The sequence below is a fragment of the Uliginosibacterium sp. H1 genome (assembly GCF_036017065.1).
In the GTDB taxonomy this organism is placed as follows: Bacteria; Pseudomonadota; Gammaproteobacteria; order Burkholderiales; family Rhodocyclaceae; genus Uliginosibacterium.
The window spans coordinates 455,589-471,013 of sequence record NZ_JAYXHR010000002.1 but is presented as its reverse complement, the minus strand read 5'-3'; the positions used below and the strand labels follow the sequence as shown (position 1 = coordinate 471,013).

At 68.1% G+C, this 15,425-nt stretch carries 16 protein-coding genes and 1 tRNA gene; 6 read left to right on the top strand and 11 right to left on the bottom strand.

The window, feature by feature from the left end; all coding sequences use genetic code 11:
* Positions 1 to 34 precede the first annotated feature (34 nt).
* A complete protein-coding gene (locus VVD47_RS11770) occupies positions 35 to 421 on the bottom strand; it encodes a c-type cytochrome (protein ID WP_327603656.1) in 387 nt (128 codons plus the stop codon).
* A gap of 104 nt (positions 422 to 525) precedes the next feature.
* On the opposite strand from VVD47_RS11770, the gene VVD47_RS11765 reads away from it, so the two are divergent.
* A complete protein-coding gene (locus VVD47_RS11765; protein WP_327603655.1) occupies positions 526 to 1,416 on the top strand; it encodes a c-type cytochrome in 891 nt (296 codons plus the stop codon).
* 19 nt (positions 1,417 to 1,435) lie between these two features.
* Here the strand turns inward: VVD47_RS11765 and VVD47_RS11760 are convergent, their stop codons facing one another.
* From VVD47_RS11760 to VVD47_RS11730, 7 genes are all read right to left on the bottom strand, one after another.
* A complete protein-coding gene (locus VVD47_RS11760; RefSeq protein ID WP_327603654.1) occupies positions 1,436 to 1,690 on the bottom strand; it encodes a hypothetical protein in 255 nt (84 codons plus the stop codon).
* Between the two features lie 384 nt (positions 1,691 to 2,074).
* Complete coding sequence (locus tag VVD47_RS11755) at positions 2,075 to 4,399, bottom strand: nitric-oxide reductase large subunit (protein ID WP_327603653.1); 2,325 nt, start codon at positions 4,397 to 4,399, stop codon at positions 2,075 to 2,077.
* A 101-nt stretch (positions 4,400 to 4,500) separates the two neighbouring features.
* Positions 4,501 to 4,842, bottom strand: a complete 342-nt coding sequence (locus VVD47_RS11750; RefSeq protein WP_327603652.1) for a cupin — start codon at positions 4,840 to 4,842, stop codon at positions 4,501 to 4,503.
* Between the two features lie 150 nt (positions 4,843 to 4,992).
* Positions 4,993 to 5,979 (bottom strand): phosphogluconate dehydrogenase (NAD(+)-dependent, decarboxylating), encoded by a 987-nt coding sequence (gene gnd, locus VVD47_RS11745; protein ID WP_327603651.1) that lies wholly within the window; start codon positions 5,977 to 5,979, stop codon positions 4,993 to 4,995.
* A 167-nt stretch (positions 5,980 to 6,146) separates the two neighbouring features.
* Positions 6,147 to 7,370 carry a M20 aminoacylase family protein gene (locus VVD47_RS11740; RefSeq protein ID WP_327603650.1) on the bottom strand — a complete coding sequence of 408 codons (1,224 nt, stop codon included), beginning with the start codon at positions 7,368 to 7,370 and terminating at the stop codon, positions 6,147 to 6,149.
* A 123-nt stretch (positions 7,371 to 7,493) separates the two neighbouring features.
* A tRNA-Gly gene (locus VVD47_RS11735) sits at positions 7,494 to 7,567 on the bottom strand.
* An 87-nt stretch (positions 7,568 to 7,654) separates the two neighbouring features.
* Positions 7,655 to 9,166, bottom strand: coding sequence for a cellulase family glycosylhydrolase (locus VVD47_RS11730; RefSeq protein ID WP_327603649.1), 1,512 nt, complete (start codon positions 9,164 to 9,166; stop codon positions 7,655 to 7,657).
* A 311-nt stretch (positions 9,167 to 9,477) separates the two neighbouring features.
* On the opposite strand from VVD47_RS11730, the gene thiS reads away from it, so the two are divergent.
* From thiS to VVD47_RS11715, 3 genes are read left to right on the top strand one after another with little or no spacing between them, the layout of a single operon-like run.
* Positions 9,478 to 9,681, top strand: a complete 204-nt coding sequence (gene thiS, locus VVD47_RS11725) for a sulfur carrier protein ThiS (protein WP_327604645.1) — start codon at positions 9,478 to 9,480, stop codon at positions 9,679 to 9,681.
* A 16-nt stretch (positions 9,682 to 9,697) separates the two neighbouring features.
* The gene (locus VVD47_RS11720; protein ID WP_327603648.1) at positions 9,698 to 10,483 is read left to right on the top strand and encodes a thiazole synthase; all 786 of its coding nucleotides are present in this window, start codon (positions 9,698 to 9,700) and stop codon (positions 10,481 to 10,483) included.
* A 7-nt stretch (positions 10,484 to 10,490) separates the two neighbouring features.
* Positions 10,491 to 11,078 (top strand): rhomboid family intramembrane serine protease, encoded by a 588-nt coding sequence (locus VVD47_RS11715; RefSeq protein WP_327603647.1) that lies wholly within the window; start codon positions 10,491 to 10,493, stop codon positions 11,076 to 11,078.
* Here the strand turns inward: VVD47_RS11715 and VVD47_RS11710 are convergent.
* Positions 11,021 to 12,898, bottom strand: a complete 1,878-nt coding sequence (locus tag VVD47_RS11710) for a S8 family serine peptidase (RefSeq protein ID WP_327603646.1) — start codon at positions 12,896 to 12,898, stop codon at positions 11,021 to 11,023. The two genes, VVD47_RS11715 and VVD47_RS11710, sit on opposite strands and share 58 nt — an antisense overlap.
* Positions 12,895 to 13,233: a hypothetical protein gene (locus VVD47_RS11705; protein WP_327603645.1), complete on the bottom strand. Its 339-nt coding sequence runs from the start codon at positions 13,231 to 13,233 to the stop codon at positions 12,895 to 12,897. The genes VVD47_RS11710 and VVD47_RS11705 overlap by 4 nt, the downstream gene beginning before the upstream one ends.
* Before the next feature lie 144 nt (positions 13,234 to 13,377).
* Here VVD47_RS11705 and trmB point away from each other — a divergent pair, with 144 nt between their 5' ends.
* Both trmB and VVD47_RS11695 read left to right on the top strand, forming a co-directional pair.
* A complete protein-coding gene (gene trmB / locus VVD47_RS11700) occupies positions 13,378 to 14,118 on the top strand; it encodes a tRNA (guanosine(46)-N7)-methyltransferase TrmB (RefSeq protein ID WP_327603644.1) in 741 nt (246 codons plus the stop codon).
* Positions 14,119 to 14,206: 88 nt separating this feature from the next.
* Positions 14,207 to 14,644, top strand: coding sequence for a hypothetical protein (locus tag VVD47_RS11695; RefSeq protein WP_327603643.1), 438 nt, complete (start codon positions 14,207 to 14,209; stop codon positions 14,642 to 14,644).
* Positions 14,645 to 14,647: 3 nt separating this feature from the next.
* On the opposite strand, the gene VVD47_RS11690 is transcribed toward VVD47_RS11695, so the two are convergent.
* Complete coding sequence (locus tag VVD47_RS11690; protein ID WP_327603642.1) at positions 14,648 to 15,418, bottom strand: SDR family oxidoreductase; 771 nt, start codon at positions 15,416 to 15,418, stop codon at positions 14,648 to 14,650.
* Positions 15,419 to 15,425 lie beyond the last annotated feature (7 nt).

The window sequence follows — 15,425 nt, the reverse complement described above, 5'->3', positions numbered from 1 at the left end:
GTCGTCGCGATCGTCGGTGGGGGTGCGGGCGCCGTCATTGCAGGCTCATCAGGTAAGCCGCCATGTCGCGCGCGTCGGCTTGCGAGACGCCGCTGTCCGGCATCAGCGTGCCGGGCAGCAGCGCCGAGGGTTGCTGCAGCCAGGCCACCAGCGTGTCCGGCGTGTTGGGGATATGACCTGCGATGTAGCTGCGACGCCCGTAGGACGCCAGCGTCGGTCCCATGCCGTCGGTGGCGGAGGGCACCTCCGGGATGAGGTGGCAGCTGCCGCACTGGTACTGCTCCAGCAGCCGCGCGCCCCGCTCGGGGTTGGCGCCGGCCACGCGGGTATAACGGGGCGCGTGCGAGTCGACGCCCTGCTGGTGGCAAGCGGCCAACAGCACGCAGAAGGGGATGCACAGGGCCGCGGCGCCGGATTTCATCGCGTGTCCCCCCGCCTTGCGGGAACTCGCATCGTCATCCAGCTTTCAATGGAAGGACACCGTCCGGCATTGCACCGGCCGCGCAGACAGGAATCCGCATTCCGATGAAAACCCTCCCCTCGCACGGCAGCAGCAAACCCCTGTTCCTGTTGATCGTGGCACTGGTCGCGGTGGCGGGCGGCGTGGCCTACGCCCTGCGGCAGTCCTACGACATTGCCGCCACCGTACCGCACACCCAGGTGGTGCATTCGGTGCTGGAGCGCGTCATGCACCGCTCGGTGGAGATGCGCTCGCGCGACATCGCGGTGCCCGCGCTGGATGCGCCCGGCATGCTGCAGCGTGGCGCCGTGTGCTACCGCGACGCCTGCGCGCAGTGCCATGGCGCGCCGGGCGTGGCGCCGGGGCCGGTCGGGCTGGGGCTGCAGCCGCTGCCGGGCCCGCTGGTCGACGCCGCGCGTCGCTGGGAGCCACGGCACCTGTACTGGATCACCCGCTACGGCATCAAGATGACCGGCATGCCCGCCTGGGAGTACCGCCTTGCGGACGAGGACCTGTGGGCGGTCGTCGCCTTCGTGGGACGGCTCGGCGAGATGACCCCGGCCGAGTATGCAAGGCGGGCGGCGGTGCTGCCGCGCGTCGACTGCTTCGCCACTACGCGCTGCGAGGGCGAGCAATGTCCGGTGGGCGGGCCGGGGCGGGAAGGCACCGGCATCGTGGACTGGAAGCTGCAGGCGCGTACCGCCTTCGGCCAGTACGCCTGCAACAGCTGCCACGTCATTCCCGGCGTGGTGGGGCCGGATGCGCACGTGGGGCCGCCACTCACCGGCTTCGGCGCCCGCAGCCATATCGCCGGCCGGCTGGCGAACACGCCGGACAACCTGGTGCGCTGGCTGCGCGACCCGCAACAACTGGACCCTCACACCGCGATGCCGGACCTCGACGTCAGTACCGAGCATGCCAGGCTGATGGCGCGTTACCTCGCGGAGCAGCGCTAGCGCAGCGGCCGGGATGACGTCATGCCGCATCGTCGTTCTTGGCGATGCCGCGCATGTTGAGGGCGAACAGGGCGAGCTGCAGCAGGATCAGCGCATAGGCCTGGGTGTGCAGTCCCCAGGCCGTCCACAACACGTTGCCGGCGGTGAACCACCAGAAGCCCGCGGTGCGCCTGCCGCCGTCGCGCGACGCCACCATCCAGGCCGCGATGACGTTGGTCAGCATCGCCGGCCATTGCAGGTAGTCGAGCCACTGGAGTTGCTGGAACCAGTCCATGGCGGCCTCACCCACTGAAGAGGGGCTGACGCGTTGCGAGGCACCCGGCCGTACGCGGCGGGTCGGAAAGGCAGCTCACGGCCGGAAGGTCCTCGTTCATCCGCAGGGGTCGGGTCAGGCGCCCGAGCGCGCGTCCGTTCGACGGTCGCCGCAGCGACCCGCGGCCGCAGCTCGGCTGAAGGGTGACCCATGCTAGGCCGCAGGGCGCGGCGCTTGCGTCGGAGCGGACTGAAGAGGCTGTAGGAGTTGGCTTACCTGCCAGCACCCGCTTGTCCGTCGGACAGGCTGGCGGTGTGCGGACGCGGCACTCCAATGTGCCTGCCGACGCGCCTACCGACGCGCCCGGCAGCGCCGCCCATTCCGCCGCGCGCCGGTCCGGTCATTTCAGATCAGGCGCTCGCCGTCCCGCACGCGGGGCTGGGCCCCGCGTCCCGGCCTGATCCACAGACTGACGACGAACCAGGCGAGCGTCACCGCGCCGACACTGAACACCACGTCGCCGGGTACGCGCATCCACACAAGGATGTCGACGATCGGCTTCTGCATGAACTCCGCGGAGCGCGCGTACCAGTAGCCGTGTTCGATGGCGGCCAGCAGCTGCATCGTGCCGAGCGGCAGCAGGGTCAGCAGCGCCATCATCGCGAGGCCGATGTTCAGCGTCCAGAAGCTCACGCGCAGCGACTTGTCGTCCCAGACCCCATGAGGCCGCAATCCCCGCACGCAGAACAGCACCAGCGCGATGCCCAGCATGCCGTACACGCCGAACAGCGCGGTGTGCCCGTGCAGCGGCGTCAGGTTGAGGCCTTGCATGTAGTACAGCGACAGCGGCGGATTGATGAGGAAGCCGAACAGCCCCGCGCCGACGAGGTTCCAGAACGAGACGGCGAGGAAGAAATTGATGGGCCAGCGGTAGCGCTGCATCCAGGGTGTCGCCCGGCCGAGCTTGTAGGTGTGGTAGGCCTCGAAGCCGAGATAGGCCAGTGGCACGACTTCCAGTGCGCTGAAGCTGGCACCGAGCGCGATCACCGCGGTCGGGCTGCCGACGAAATACAGATGGTGCAGGGTACCCAGCACCCCGCCGGTCATGAACACGATGGTGGCGAAGAGGACGGCCACCGTCGCGGTGGATGTGCGCAGCAAGCCGAGCCGCGTGAAGATGATGGCGATCACCGCGGTGGCGAACACCTCGAAGAAGCCCTCCACCCACAGGTGCACCAGCCACCAGCGCCAGTACTCCACGACCGACAGGTGACTGTGTTCGCGCCACATGAGGCCGGCCGCGTAGAAGATGCTGATGGTCAGGGTGGACAGGAACAGCAGCGCGACGATGGCCTTGGACTCCTGCGCCGGGCCGGTCAGGACCGGCCACAGCGCCCGACCGACGAGGGTGAGCCACAGCAGCAGGCCGATGAACAGGAATATCTGCCAGAAGCGCCCGATGTCCGCGTACTCCCAGCCTTGGTGGCCGAACCAGAAGTTGTAGTCCAGTCCCAGCTTCTGCATCACCGCGAACCACTGACCCGTGAAGGCGCCCACCACGATGATCACCAGGCAGGTGAACAGCACGTTGACGCCCAGGCGCTGCCAGCGCGGTTCATGGCCGGAGATGGCCGGTGCGATGTAGAGGCCGGTACCCAGCCAGGCCGTCGCGATCCACAGTACGGCGAGCTGGGTGTGCCAGGTGCGTGTGATCGCATACGGCAGCACGTCGGCCAGGGCGATGCCATACGCTTCCTGGCCTTCCACCTGGTAGTGCGCCGTCATCGCGCCGAAGAATATCTGCACGAGGAACAGGGCGAGCACCAGCCAGAAGAACTTGCCGGTGGCTCGCATGGAAGGCGTGACGACCAGCGAGGCCAGGGGATCGCTTTGCGGCAGCGTGTGGCCGCCCTCGTCCTTGGTGACGGCGTGATGCCAGCCGAGCAGGGCGATGCCGGCAATCAGGAACAGCACGCTGAAGGCCGACCAGACCCAGGTGCTGGCGGGTGGGGCGTTGCCCACCAGCGGCTCGCCGGGCCAGTTGTTGGTGTAGGTCGCCTGCTTCGGCTGCATCGCTGGCTTGTCCGGTGACAGCGCATCGGCCGCCTCGGCTGGCCGCTCGGTCGTCGTCGCCCACGCGGTCCACCAGAAGAACGCACTCAGCAGACGACGGTTCTCCGCGTCCGGCACCGTGTCGTTCTTCATCGCGTAGGCTTCGCGCAGCTCGGCCGTCGCGGGATCGTTGCCGAAGAGGCTGATGTAGTGCTGCGCCACCTTCGCCACGGCGGCGGCGCGGTCCGGGGTCAGGACGATGGTGCCGGTGGCCGCGTCGTAGGTGTTCCTGCGCATCATCTGCTGCAAGCGGCCCTGCAGCCCTGCTTGGGCATCGACCGGCAGGGTGGCGAAGCTTGCGCCGGCGCTGGCCCTGGCGGCCCAGGCGTCGAGGATGCTGACCGCCTCGCGGTGAAGCCAGTCGGCACTCCAGTCCGGCGCGACGTAGGCGCCATGTCCCCAGATCGAGCCCAGCTGCATGCCGCCCATGGACTGCCACACCTGCCGGCCGCGTTCGATCTCGCTCCGCGTGTAGAGGACCGAGCCATCCTCCGACACCACGCGTTCCGGCATGGGGGCCGCGTTGCGCTGGATCTCCGTCCCGGACCACAGGAGCAGGGAGAAGGAGGTGACCAGCAGCACTGCGAGTGCAGTCCAGAGTTTGCGGGTGTTGCCCATGGCATTGTTTCCTCGGCATCCACCCGGGACAACGGGTGGTCGGTCGAACGGCGCTGCTCGAAGAACGCGCTATCGCCGGAGCAGGCGCAGCGCGTCGTGCGTCATACGCGACGCAGGAACAGCGTCAGCAGCAGGACGCTCAGTTCATCGGTGGCCACCGCATGGGTCTCCCCGTCCCGGAGATGCATCAGGCTGCCGGGCACCATCGTCTGCGTCCTGCCGTGTGCAGTCATCTGCACGGAGCCGTGCAGGCACTGGATGGTCAGCACGCCGCTTGCCTGATGATCCTGCATCCGGGTGCCGGGCTGGAGGACGAGGCGGAACACCTCCATATGCTCGTCGCGTATCAGGGTGCCGGGCTGCAGGTCGTCGATCGCCTGGCCCGCGCCGAGGGGCGCTCCGATTGAAACAACATCGCCCGACTTGGCGTGAGGAATTGCCATGTGAATCTCCGTTTGCGACTGAGCGGTGGCGTGCGTGGTGACACGGGAAATCAAATATGGGCCTGAACCATGACAGCGTGGAGATCCGCAATGGCGGCCGGTTCCGCGCTGCCCTTTTCTGCCGACAGCGTAGCCACCAGCCTCGATGGCTTACTGGGGGATCTCGACGTGGCCGCCGAAGCCGAACCGCATCGCCGACAGTAGCCTGTCGCCGTACGTGGTGTCGGATCGACTGCGATAACGGGCGAACAGCGCGGCCGCGAGGACGTGCACGGGGACGGCCTCCTCCATGGCGGCCTCCACGGTCCAGTGCCCTTCTCCCGAATCCGCCACCCTGCCGCTGTAGGCGGCGAGGTCCTCGTCCTGGGACAGCGCGGCGGCGGTCAGGTCGAGCAGGAACGACGAGATGACGCTGCCGCGCCGCCAGACTTCGGCAATGTCGGTCAGGTTGAGATCGAATCGTTCGTCTTCCGGCAGGCGCGCCGACGCCCTGCTCTTCAGCACGTCGAAGCCTTCGGCATAGGCCTGCATCAGGCCGTACTCGATGCCGTTGTGAACCATCTTCACGAAATGGCCTGCGCCGGCCGGGCCCGCGTGGATGTAGCCCTTCTCGGCACGCGGGTCGTGCCCTTGTTCGGGCTTGCGGTGGAGCGTCCTGCCGATGTCGCCCATGCCGGGCGCCAGCGTTTCGAAGACGGGGTCGAGCAGGTCCACCGTGGCTTTCGGCCCGCCGATCATCATGCAGTAGCCGCGCTCCAGGCCCCAGATGCCGCCGGAGGTGCCGACGTCGACGTAGGCCACGCCCTTCTCCGCACAGGTTCTTGCGCGGCGGATGTCGTCCTTGAAGAAGCTGTTGCCGCCGTCGATGATGATGTCTCCCGGCTTCGTGATGCCGAGCAGCCGTTCCACCATGTCCTCGGTGACCTGTCCGGCCGGCAGCATGATCCAGAAGATGCGGACGCCATCGAAGTGGGTGACGAGATCCTCGACGGTGCTGGCACCGATGGCGCCCTCGCCGACCATGCCGTCGATGACGGATTGCGTGCGGTCATGGACGACCACCTCGTGTCCGCCCTTCATCAAGCGGCGGGCGATGTTGCCGCCCATCCGGCCCAGGCCAATCACTGCTAGTCGCATTCACGCACCTCCGCTGCATCCGGGTGACGCAAGCCATCCAGGGATGGTCTTGCAGGACGGCGCTTCACCGCATCGGTGAGCGCATCGCATGGGTGAACAATGCACCGCAACACGGAGGCAGCACAAGGGCAGCAATCCGTGGCGACCTGCGCGGCAGGTGCCTGGCGTCAGGCGGCCGGGCTTGCCTCGCGACGCAGCCATTGGGTGGCCAGTTCGACCAGGAAGCTGGCGCCGAGCGGCAACAGCGCGTCGTTGAAGTCGTAGCTGGCGTTATGCACGAGGCATGGGCCTCCGCCGTGTCCCGGCAGGCGGTGCTCACCGTCGCCGTTGCCGATGAAGGCATAGCAGCCGGGCACCGCTTCCAGCATGAAGGCGAAGTCCTCCGCCGCCATGATCGGCGTCTGGGTGACGACGCGCTCGGCCGGCAGCATGCCGCGCAACACTTCGCGGGCGAATTCGGTTTCGGCGGGATGGTTGAGGGTGGCCGGGTAGTTGCGGCGGAACTCGAAGCTCACGCGGGCGCCGAAGACGGCGGCGGTCTGCTCGGCAACTTCGCGCATGCGCCGTTCGATCAGGTCCAGCGTGTCGGCGGAATAGGCGCGCACCGTGCCCTGCATTTCGCAGCTGTCGGGTATGACGTTGGGCGTGTCACCCGCGCGCAGCATGGTGACCGACAGGACCGCCGTTTCCAGCGGTTTCTTGTTGCGCGTGATGATGGTCTGGAAGGCCTGCATGATCTGGCCGGCGACCGGGATCGGGTCGATGGCCAGGTGCGGCATGGCGGCGTGGCCACCCTTGCCGTGGATGGTCAGCTTGAATTCGTTGTTGGAGGCGAGCACCGCGCCCGGCGACAGCGCGACGGTGCCGGCGGGAATGCCGGGCATGTTGTGCAGGCCGAACACCGCCTCCACGGGGAAGCGTTCGAACAGGCCGTCGCGCATCATCTCGCGCGCACCGCCGCCGTGTTCCTCGGCGGGCTGGAAGATCAGGTACACCGTGCCGTCGAAGTCGCGGTGCTTCGCCAGATATTGCGCGGCGCCCAGCAGCATGGTGGTGTGGCCGTCATGGCCGCAGGCGTGCATCTTGCCCGGGTGGCGGCTGGCGTGCGCGAAGTGATTGGCCTCCTGGATGGGCAGCGCGTCCATGTCGGCACGCAGGCCGACGGCGCGCGAGGAGTTGCCGTTCTTCACGATGCCTACCACGCCGGTCCTGCCCATGCCGCGATGTACCGGGATGCCCCAGTCGGTGAGCAGGCCGGCCACCAGGTCGGCGGTGCGCGTTTCCTCGAAGGAGAGTTCGGGGTGGGCGTGGATGTCACGCCGCACCGACTTCAGGTAGTCGGCCTGGTTGGCGATGGCGTCGATCAGCTTGGTGGTGCTTGCGGTGGTCATGGCGCGGATTTCCGATGTTGCCGCCCGGCGCTGCCGGATCTGCATACGCGCGACACGCTGGCGGACATTACGGAAGGCGCGTGCCTGACGGTGGGAAGCAGCCAGGACGTACAGGAGGAAAACTGGAGCGGGTGATGGGAATCGAACCCACGCTATCTGCTTGGGAAGCAGAAGTTCTACCATTGAACTACACCCGCGATCGGGGCGTAGTTTAGCGCGACACAGGACGCCGCGCAGCCCTCGCCGCGCGGCGTCCTTACCTGCATCAATACTTCAGCGGTTCATCAGCGATTGCGGATGCGCTCGCGGATCCACACACCGGCTTCCTTCAGGTTGCCGACGTTCCAGTTGCCGCTGCTGCAGGTGCCCGGCTTCCACACCGCGCCGGAGAGGCCGTCGTCGGAGTAGTTCCAGTTGGTCCAGCTGATCTTGTACTGGGCCAGCGTGTCCAGGTACTTCTGCGCCATGGTGAAGTTGTTGCCACCGCCCCCCGAGGCCTGCTGCGTGCCGAACTCGGTGACGAACACCGGCAGACGCTCGGCGGCGTAGATCAGGTTGTCCAGGTACACCTGGCCGTGCGAGGCCGCGTAGAAGTGGAAGGTGTACATGAAGTTGCTGGCGCGCACCGGGGCGTTGACGATCTCCTGTGCACTGCCACCGTCCGAGATGCCCATCGAGCCCCAGGCGTGCGTGCCGACGAGGATCACCGCATCCGGGTCGTACTTGCGGATGAAGGGGATCATCGTTTCGGCGTAGCTGCGCACCTTGGCCCAGGTCACGTTGTTCGGCTCGTTGGCAATGTCATAGATGATGTTGTTCTTGCCGTTGTGCCGCGTGGCGATCTCGCGGAAGAAGTTCTTCGCACGCTCGGTGTTGTAGTTGGGATCTCCCGGGGTGAGCTGGTGCCAGTCGACCAGCGCGTACATGCCGCGCTTGGTGGCTTCCTCGATCAGCAGGTGCACCTGGTTGGTGAAGCCGACCGGGTCGGTCTCGTAGCCGTCTTCCTGCACGTACATCGAGATGCGCAGGATGTCCGACTTCCAGTCGTTGGCCAGCACGTCCAGCGAAGCCGGCGTCAGGCAGGAGCCCCAGCCGTACCACTGGATGCCGTGCGTGCTCATGCCGCGCAGCTGCACCTGTTCGCCGCGGCTGTTGCACAGCTTGGTGCCGCAGACGCTGAGCTGGCCGTTGCGGGCCACCGGCGTGCCGGTGCCGCCCGAGCTGGAGCTGCTGGACGAACTGGTCGAACTGGAGCTGGACGACGAACTGCTGGATGAGGAGCTGGAGGAGCTCGACGAGGAGGAGGAAGACGACGAGGACGAAGAAGAGGACGAGCTGGAAGAACTGGAAGAGCTCGACGAACTGGAGCTGCTGCTCGACCCACCCCCGACCGGCTGGCCGTTGACCAGGAAGGTGCAGGCCTGGCCGTTGAAGTTGCAGCCGGACAGCGCTGCCGGCGTGAGGGAGCCGTTGGCGGTGAAGCCGAACTTGGCATTCGCGCCCGGCTTGATGCTGCTGTTGAAGCTCACCGGCTTGACGGTGTAAGGATCGCTGCCGGTGATCGTGGCGCTGTAGTGGCTCTTGATCACGTTGCCGAGACGGAAGTTGAGCGTCCAGCCGTTGATGGTCGCCGCGGTGTCGTTGGTGACGAAGACGTCCGTCGTGTAGCTGTTGGTGGAACTGCTCTTCACGCGGAAGTCCACCGTGACGGCCTGTGCGCCGATGGCGTGCAAACCGCCAAAAGCGACAAGTGCGAGTACGCCTTGTCTGAAATCAAACGATTTCCTTAAATTCATTCCTGATTCTCCTCGTTGGTTTTTAGTTATTTCTAAATCAAAGCCTGTTATCAGGCACTAACAAGGTTAATCGTTTACTTTCATTTCGCTGTAAGGGTTTACGGCAGGCATGGGAAACGCTCCTTGCGGGTGTTCTCGTCCGTGCGTCGGGGCCGTGGTCGGCAAGCCGGCCCGCAAGGCTTGCGCGGTCTCAAGCAAAACCCTCCGCGGGCCCTGGCGCCGGACATCGGCGCGGGGCGCGCGTGCTATCCTCGACACGCTTCATGGCAGCCGCCGGAAGCATGCTTCCCCGCCCCGAATACCCGACTCCGATGCTGCAACTACAGGTCAATGGCGAGGCCCGCCAGGCGCCCGTCGGCGCGACGGTCGCCACCTTGCTGGACGAGCTGTCGCTGACCGGCAAGCGCGTGGCCGTCGAGCGCAACGGCGACATCGTGCCGCGCGGCCTGCATGCCGGTACGGCACTCGCCGACGGCGACAGGCTGGAGATCGTGGTGGCTGTCGGCGGCGGCTGACCTTCGCGAGACTTTGATGAACGACCCGCTGATCATCGCTGGCCGCGAGTACGGCTCCCGCCTGCTCGTGGGCACCGGCAAGTACAAGGATTTCGACGAGACCCGCCGCGCCGTGATTGCCAGCGGCGCGCAGATCGTCACCGTGGCGATCCGCCGCACCAACATCGGCCAGGACCGCAACGCCCCCAGCCTGCTGGATGCGCTGCCGCCCTCCGAATTCACCTATCTGCCCAACACTGCCGGCTGCTACAGCGCCGACGACGCGGTGCGCACCCTGCGCCTGGCGCGCGAGCTGCTCGACGACCACACCCTGGTGAAGCTGGAGGTGCTGGGCGATCCGCACACCCTGTTCCCCAACATGCCGGAGACCCTGAAGGCCGCCGAGACGCTGGTGCGCGAGGGCTTCCAGGTGATGGTGTACTGCTCCGACGACCCCATCCAGGCGAAGATGCTGGAAGACATCGGCTGCGTGGCGGTGATGCCGCTGGCGTCCCTCATCGGCTCCGGCATGGGCATCCTCAACCCGTGGAACCTCAAGCTCATCATCGAGCAGGCCAGGGTGCCGGTGCTGGTGGATGCCGGCGTGGGCACCGCGTCGGATGCCGCCATTGCGCTGGAGCTGGGTTGCGATGGCGTGCTGATGAACACCGCCATCGCCCTGGCGCAGGACCCGGTGCTGATGGCCGGCGCCATGAAGAAGGCGGTGGAAGCCGGCCGCGAGGCCTTCCGCGCCGGCCGGATGCCGAAGAAGCTGTACTCCGCGTCGCCCAGCTCGCCGACCACCGGCCTCATCGGCGGCTGAGCCGGCCGTGGCAGGCACGCCTGGCGCCGACCGCGTGACGCGCCCGGCCCTGCTGGCGCTGTGCGCGCTCGGCGTGCTGGCCCTGCTGGCGACGTTGGCGCCAGCGAATCCCGTGTCCATGCTGGGCTGGCAGCGCGAAGCGCCGTGGGCGCCGCTACCCCTGATCGGTGCCCATTTCGCCCACCTCGGCCCCGCTCACCTCGCCATCAACCTTGCCGCCCTGGCGGTGCTGGGCTGGGCCGCGCAGCGCGTCCGGTCTTTCGGTGATTTCCTGCTGGCCTTGCTGTGTGCCGCAATGACCGTGGACGCCGGGCTGATCCTGCAGGTGTGGCCGGTGGAGTGGTACGTCGGCCTGTCGGGCGTGCTGCACGGCGGCTTCGCCTGGCTGTGCCTGCGGCTGACGCGTGCGCGGGGGGGCGTGTTGCCTTGGTTGCTGTGGATCGGCGGCCTGGCGAAAGCGCTCGCCGAGATGCAGGTGCCCGCCGGCAGCCTGGGCCCGATGGGCTTCCCGCTGGCGCTGGCCGCCCACCTCTACGGCTATCTGGGCGGCAGCGCCTGGGCCGTCACGGAGCGGCTGCTCCGCCGTGCGGCGTAGGCCGCGCCCAGCAGGCCGGCCAGGCCCACCCAACCGAAGGCGCCTCCGCCGCCGCCCCCACCGCTGGCCGGTGGCGGCGCCGGGCTGACGGCCTGTACGGTCGTCTGCTGCTGATCCGTGCGGCCATTGCTGTCGGTGACGGTCAGGGTCACGGTGTAGCTGCCCGCCGTCGGCAAGGCCAGGTTGGTGGTGGACTGTGCGGGGCTGGTCAGGGTGCCGGCGGTGCCGCTCAGCGACCAGGCGTAGCTCTGCACGGTGGCGCCCGGCATCGCGCCCGAGCTCGTGGCGTCCAGCGTCAGCACGGCACCCGGCGTCACGCTGGCCGGCAGCGCCGCGATGCGCGCCATCGGGTTGCGGGCGAGGCCCACCGCCGCACTGGCATCCAGCAGGCCGGCGCCACAGGTGCTGGTGGTGCATAGGCATTGCCCCTCGGTGCTGCTGCCGGTCGCGCCCACTGTCGGGCACACCGGCAGGCCGGGTTGCTGCGGGTCGGAGGCAGGGAAGCCACGGGCCCCGGCCTTGATGCGCGCGATCACTTCAGCAGCCTGCAGGTTGGGGTTGAGCGCCAGCATCAGGGCGGCCACGCCGGAAACCTGCGGCGCGGCGAAGCTGGTGCCGACGTTGCCGTTCGGGTTGGTGCTGGAGGTGTAGCCGTCGGCGCCGGGCGATGTGGTGCCGACGTTCGTGGTGGTGTCGATGCGGTAGATGCACTCCTGGTTGTTCGCCAGGTTCACGCAGTTGCCGGCAGGTGCCGAGATGCCGACCTGTGGCCCGAGGCTGCTGTAGCCCACCTTGCTGCCGGTGTGGCGGACGCCCGCCACGGTCAGCAGGCCGCTGCAGTTGCCGGGGCTCAGCACCGGCCCGGTGAAGTTGCCGGCTGCCGCGACGATGGTCGCGCCGCGCGCATTGATGTCATTGATCGCCGACTGGTAGGTCTGGCTGCACTCCGACTGACCGCCGAAGCTCAGGTTCAGCACCCGCGCCGGGTTGGCGTTATCCGGCACGCCGGGCACCGGCAGCCCCGCAGCCCAGCGCATCCCCGCGACGATATCGGACACGTAGCCGCCCACCACGCCGAGCACCCGCACCGGCAGGATGCGGCTTTGCTGGGCGACGCCTGCGACGCCGAGCGAATTGTTGGTCTGCGCCGCCAGCACGCCCGACACCCGCGTGCCGTGCCAGCTGCTGCGGCTGCCGGCGACGCTGGCGTCCCAGTCGCCGGGATCGGCAGGGTCCGGGTCACGACCGTCACCGTCGTTGGCGGTGGCAAAACCCCCATTCGGGTCTTCGCTGATGAAGTCGTAGCCGGGCAGGAACTTGCCTGTCAGGTCCGGGTGGTTCGGCCGCACGCCGGTGTCCAGCACCGCCACGACGACACCGCTGCTCCCGGTCGTGACGTCCCAGGCCTGGTCGGCACGGATGGCGGCGAACTGCGCACTCTGCAGGTACCACTGGTTGTTGTACATCGGGTCGCCGGCGGTGGCCATCGCCTGCGCCTTCAGGTCCGGCTCGGCGTACTCCACCAGCCCCTGGCGCATCAACTGGTCGGCCAGCGCCCGCGAGCTCATGCCATCGGCCACCACCACCTGGGTGGTCGGGGCGACGAAGCGCTTGCCACGCAGGGCGACGCCTGCACGAACCCCGAGCTGGCTGGCAGCGGCGCTCACGCCCTGCACCTGGGCGCTGGCGGCAACGGCCATCGCATCCCCGTTGCGGTACTTGACGATGACGCGGGCGGACTCTGCTTGCGCCGCGGCGGGCAGGGCGTGCAGGCCGAGCAATGACAGGGCGAGCAGGGCGGGAAGGCGTGTGAGGGTCACGGTACGCGTACCTTCTGGTCGGGTTCGACAAGGCGCACGCCGGGCTGGCTGCGCAGGCGGGCGATGGTCTGGCCGCAGCCGGTGTCGGTCGCGCTGCAGCTCAGGACAAAAGCGGCCGTATCGGGCGAAATGGCGGCACGGAAGCGCAGGCGGCCGCCTGCACGGGTGGCGGTCTGCTGCAGCCAGGGCGGGTCCTGCAGGTGGGCAGGACTGGTTACCGCAAGGATGACGGGCTGCTCGATCTCGGCGGCCGGCGGGGCCGCCCGGCAGGCCGACAACACACCGGGGAGGGCGAATGCGGCGACGAGGCAGGCGATGCGGGCGGGCTGGGTCATCGATATCGGGTATCGGCAACGATGAACGGGTCGCCAGCCTAGCACTGCTGCACTGCATTGTCTGTCGGTGCCGGGAGGGCGATGCTCGCGCCGCGACGCACGGCAGGGCACAATGGCGCCCCTGTTTTCCCCGCCCGCAGCACGATGTCCGCCACGCCGCCCGACCACGTCCCGCCCGCCCCGGAAGCCGCCGAGCCCGAGGCCGCGCCGCGCTTCTCGCGCCAGCCGATCCGCAGTTTCGTGCTGCGCCAGGGCCGCATGTCGGACGCGCAGAAGCGCGCCATCGAGGAAGGCCTGCCGCGCCATGGCATCCGCTACGCGGTGGCGCCGCTGGACTACGCCAGCACCTTCGGCCGCCAGGGGCCGGTGGTGCTGGAGATCGGCTGCGGCATGGGCGACACCACCGCGAAGATCGCCGCTGCGCAACCGGAGCGTGACTTCATCGGCATCGAGGTGCACGGCCCCGGCGTCGGCAACCTGTGCAAGTTGATCGAGGCGCAGGCGCTCACCAACCTGCGCGTCATGCAGCACGATGCCACCGAGGTGGTGCGCGACATGATCGCGCCGGACTCGCTGGCCGGCGTGCATGTGTTCTTCCCCGACCCCTGGCCGAAGAAGCGTCACCACAAGCGGCGCATCCTGCAACCTGCCTTCGTGCATGAACTGGCGGCGCGGCTGGCGCCCGGCGGCTACCTGCATTGCGCCACCGACTGGGAGGAATACGCGCAGCACATGCTGGAAGTGCTGTCGGCCGAACCCTTGCTGCAGAACACCGCGTCCGACTATGCGCCGCGTCCGGACTACCGCCCGCTGACCAAGTTCGAAGCGCGCGGGCTGCGCCTGGGGCATGGTGTGTGGGATCTCGTCTTCACCCGCAAGGCCTGATGCGCGACCGGGGCTGACCCGCCCGTCGGGGTGCTTGCAGGCAACAGGTGGCGTACCTAGCATGCGACCTCCCTACCGGAGTGCCGCCATGCCTGCGACCTGTCGTCTTGCCAGTTGTCTCTGCCTGTCCCTGCTGTCGCTGGGTGCGCTGGCCGAACCCACCACCGTCGCCGAACTGCGCGCGGCGGGTGCCACGGCGCTGAACTCCGAGCAAGTGCGCCAGTTATTGCCGAAAACCGAGGTCGTCAGCATGGCCGACACGGGCATGGAGCGACACTGGACCAACCTTGAAGATGGTAGTTTCGTGGCGCGCGCGAGCAACCCGCGTCTACCCAAGGCGCCAGTGCAAAACGGCGCCGGAACCTGGCGCATTGATGATCGTGGTGCCTACTGCGTCAATATCGACTGGTTCACGCGCAAGGAGGCCTGGTGCCAGTTCGTCTTCAGCCTCGGCGACAGACATTACTTCGGTGCCTCGCAGGTCAATCCGGAAGCGCGCGTCGCCGCCATCCAGCTCAAGCGTTGAGCGTCATAGCGGCAACCCGCGCGGCTTGCGCTGCGCCCGCGCGAACAGCCGGTCGTACAGCCAGGCCGGCAGGTGCGCCAGCCCTTGCGCCACCAGTGCCATCTGCCAGGGAATCGTGGCGCGTGCGCAACCGCGCTCGATGGCGCGCGCGAAATGGCGTGCGGCTTCGTCGGCCGGCAACATGAACGGCATGGGGTAGGGATTGATAGCCGTCATCGGCGTGGCGATGTAGCCGGGGCGGATCTCCACCACCCGCACGCCGCTGCCGTGCAACTCCACGCGCAGGCTCTCCAGATAGCGTGCGGCGGCGGCCTTCGAGGCGCTGTAGGCGCCCGCGCCCGGCAGGCCGCGCACCCCGGCCACCGAGGATATGCCCACCAGCCGCCCGCTGCCTCGCTCGCGCATGGCGGTCACGAAGGGCTGGAAGGTGGCCACCATGCCCAGCACATTGGTGCGCAGCACGGCCGCGAAGGCGCCGAGGTCGTCCAGCTCTTCGGTCAGGGTGCCGACCGAGATGCCGGCGTTGGCGATGACGATGTCCGGCACACTGGCTTCGTCCATGAAGCGGGCCGCAGCCTGCTGGATCGAGGCTGGATCGGCGACGTCCGCCGGCAGGCACAAATGCCGGCCGGGCAGGCTGGCGGCCAGCGCGTCCAGCACGGACGCGCGCCGCCCGACGAGGCCGATGACCGCCCCCTGCTTTGCGTAATGGCGCGCCAGCGCCGCACCGATGCCGCTACCGGCACCGGTGAGGAAGACGCGAGGGGCGGTCATTCAGGAG

Coding starts and splice junctions, on each gene's coding strand:
- VVD47_RS11705 (WP_327603645.1), bottom strand. CDS start 13,233: ATGACCCAGCCCGCCCGCATCGCCTGCCTCGTCGCCGCATTCGCCCTC.
- VVD47_RS11695 (WP_327603643.1), top strand. CDS start 14,207: ATGCCTGCGACCTGTCGTCTTGCCAGTTGTCTCTGCCTGTCCCTGCTG.
- VVD47_RS11760 (WP_327603654.1), bottom strand. CDS start 1,690: ATGGACTGGTTCCAGCAACTCCAGTGGCTCGACTACCTGCAATGGCCG.
- VVD47_RS11690 (WP_327603642.1), bottom strand. CDS start 15,418: ATGACCGCCCCTCGCGTCTTCCTCACCGGTGCCGGTAGCGGCATCGGT.
- VVD47_RS11770 (WP_327603656.1), bottom strand. CDS start 421: ATGAAATCCGGCGCCGCGGCCCTGTGCATCCCCTTCTGCGTGCTGTTG.
- VVD47_RS11765 (WP_327603655.1), top strand. CDS start 526: ATGAAAACCCTCCCCTCGCACGGCAGCAGCAAACCCCTGTTCCTGTTG.
- thiS (WP_327604645.1), top strand. CDS start 9,478: ATGCTGCAACTACAGGTCAATGGCGAGGCCCGCCAGGCGCCCGTCGGC.
- VVD47_RS11755 (WP_327603653.1), bottom strand. CDS start 4,399: ATGGGCAACACCCGCAAACTCTGGACTGCACTCGCAGTGCTGCTGGTC.
- gnd (WP_327603651.1), bottom strand. CDS start 5,979: ATGCGACTAGCAGTGATTGGCCTGGGCCGGATGGGCGGCAACATCGCC.
- VVD47_RS11730 (WP_327603649.1), bottom strand. CDS start 9,166: ATGAATTTAAGGAAATCGTTTGATTTCAGACAAGGCGTACTCGCACTT.
- VVD47_RS11720 (WP_327603648.1), top strand. CDS start 9,698: ATGAACGACCCGCTGATCATCGCTGGCCGCGAGTACGGCTCCCGCCTG.
- trmB (WP_327603644.1), top strand. CDS start 13,378: ATGTCCGCCACGCCGCCCGACCACGTCCCGCCCGCCCCGGAAGCCGCC.
- VVD47_RS11740 (WP_327603650.1), bottom strand. CDS start 7,370: ATGACCACCGCAAGCACCACCAAGCTGATCGACGCCATCGCCAACCAG.
- VVD47_RS11750 (WP_327603652.1), bottom strand. CDS start 4,842: ATGGCAATTCCTCACGCCAAGTCGGGCGATGTTGTTTCAATCGGAGCG.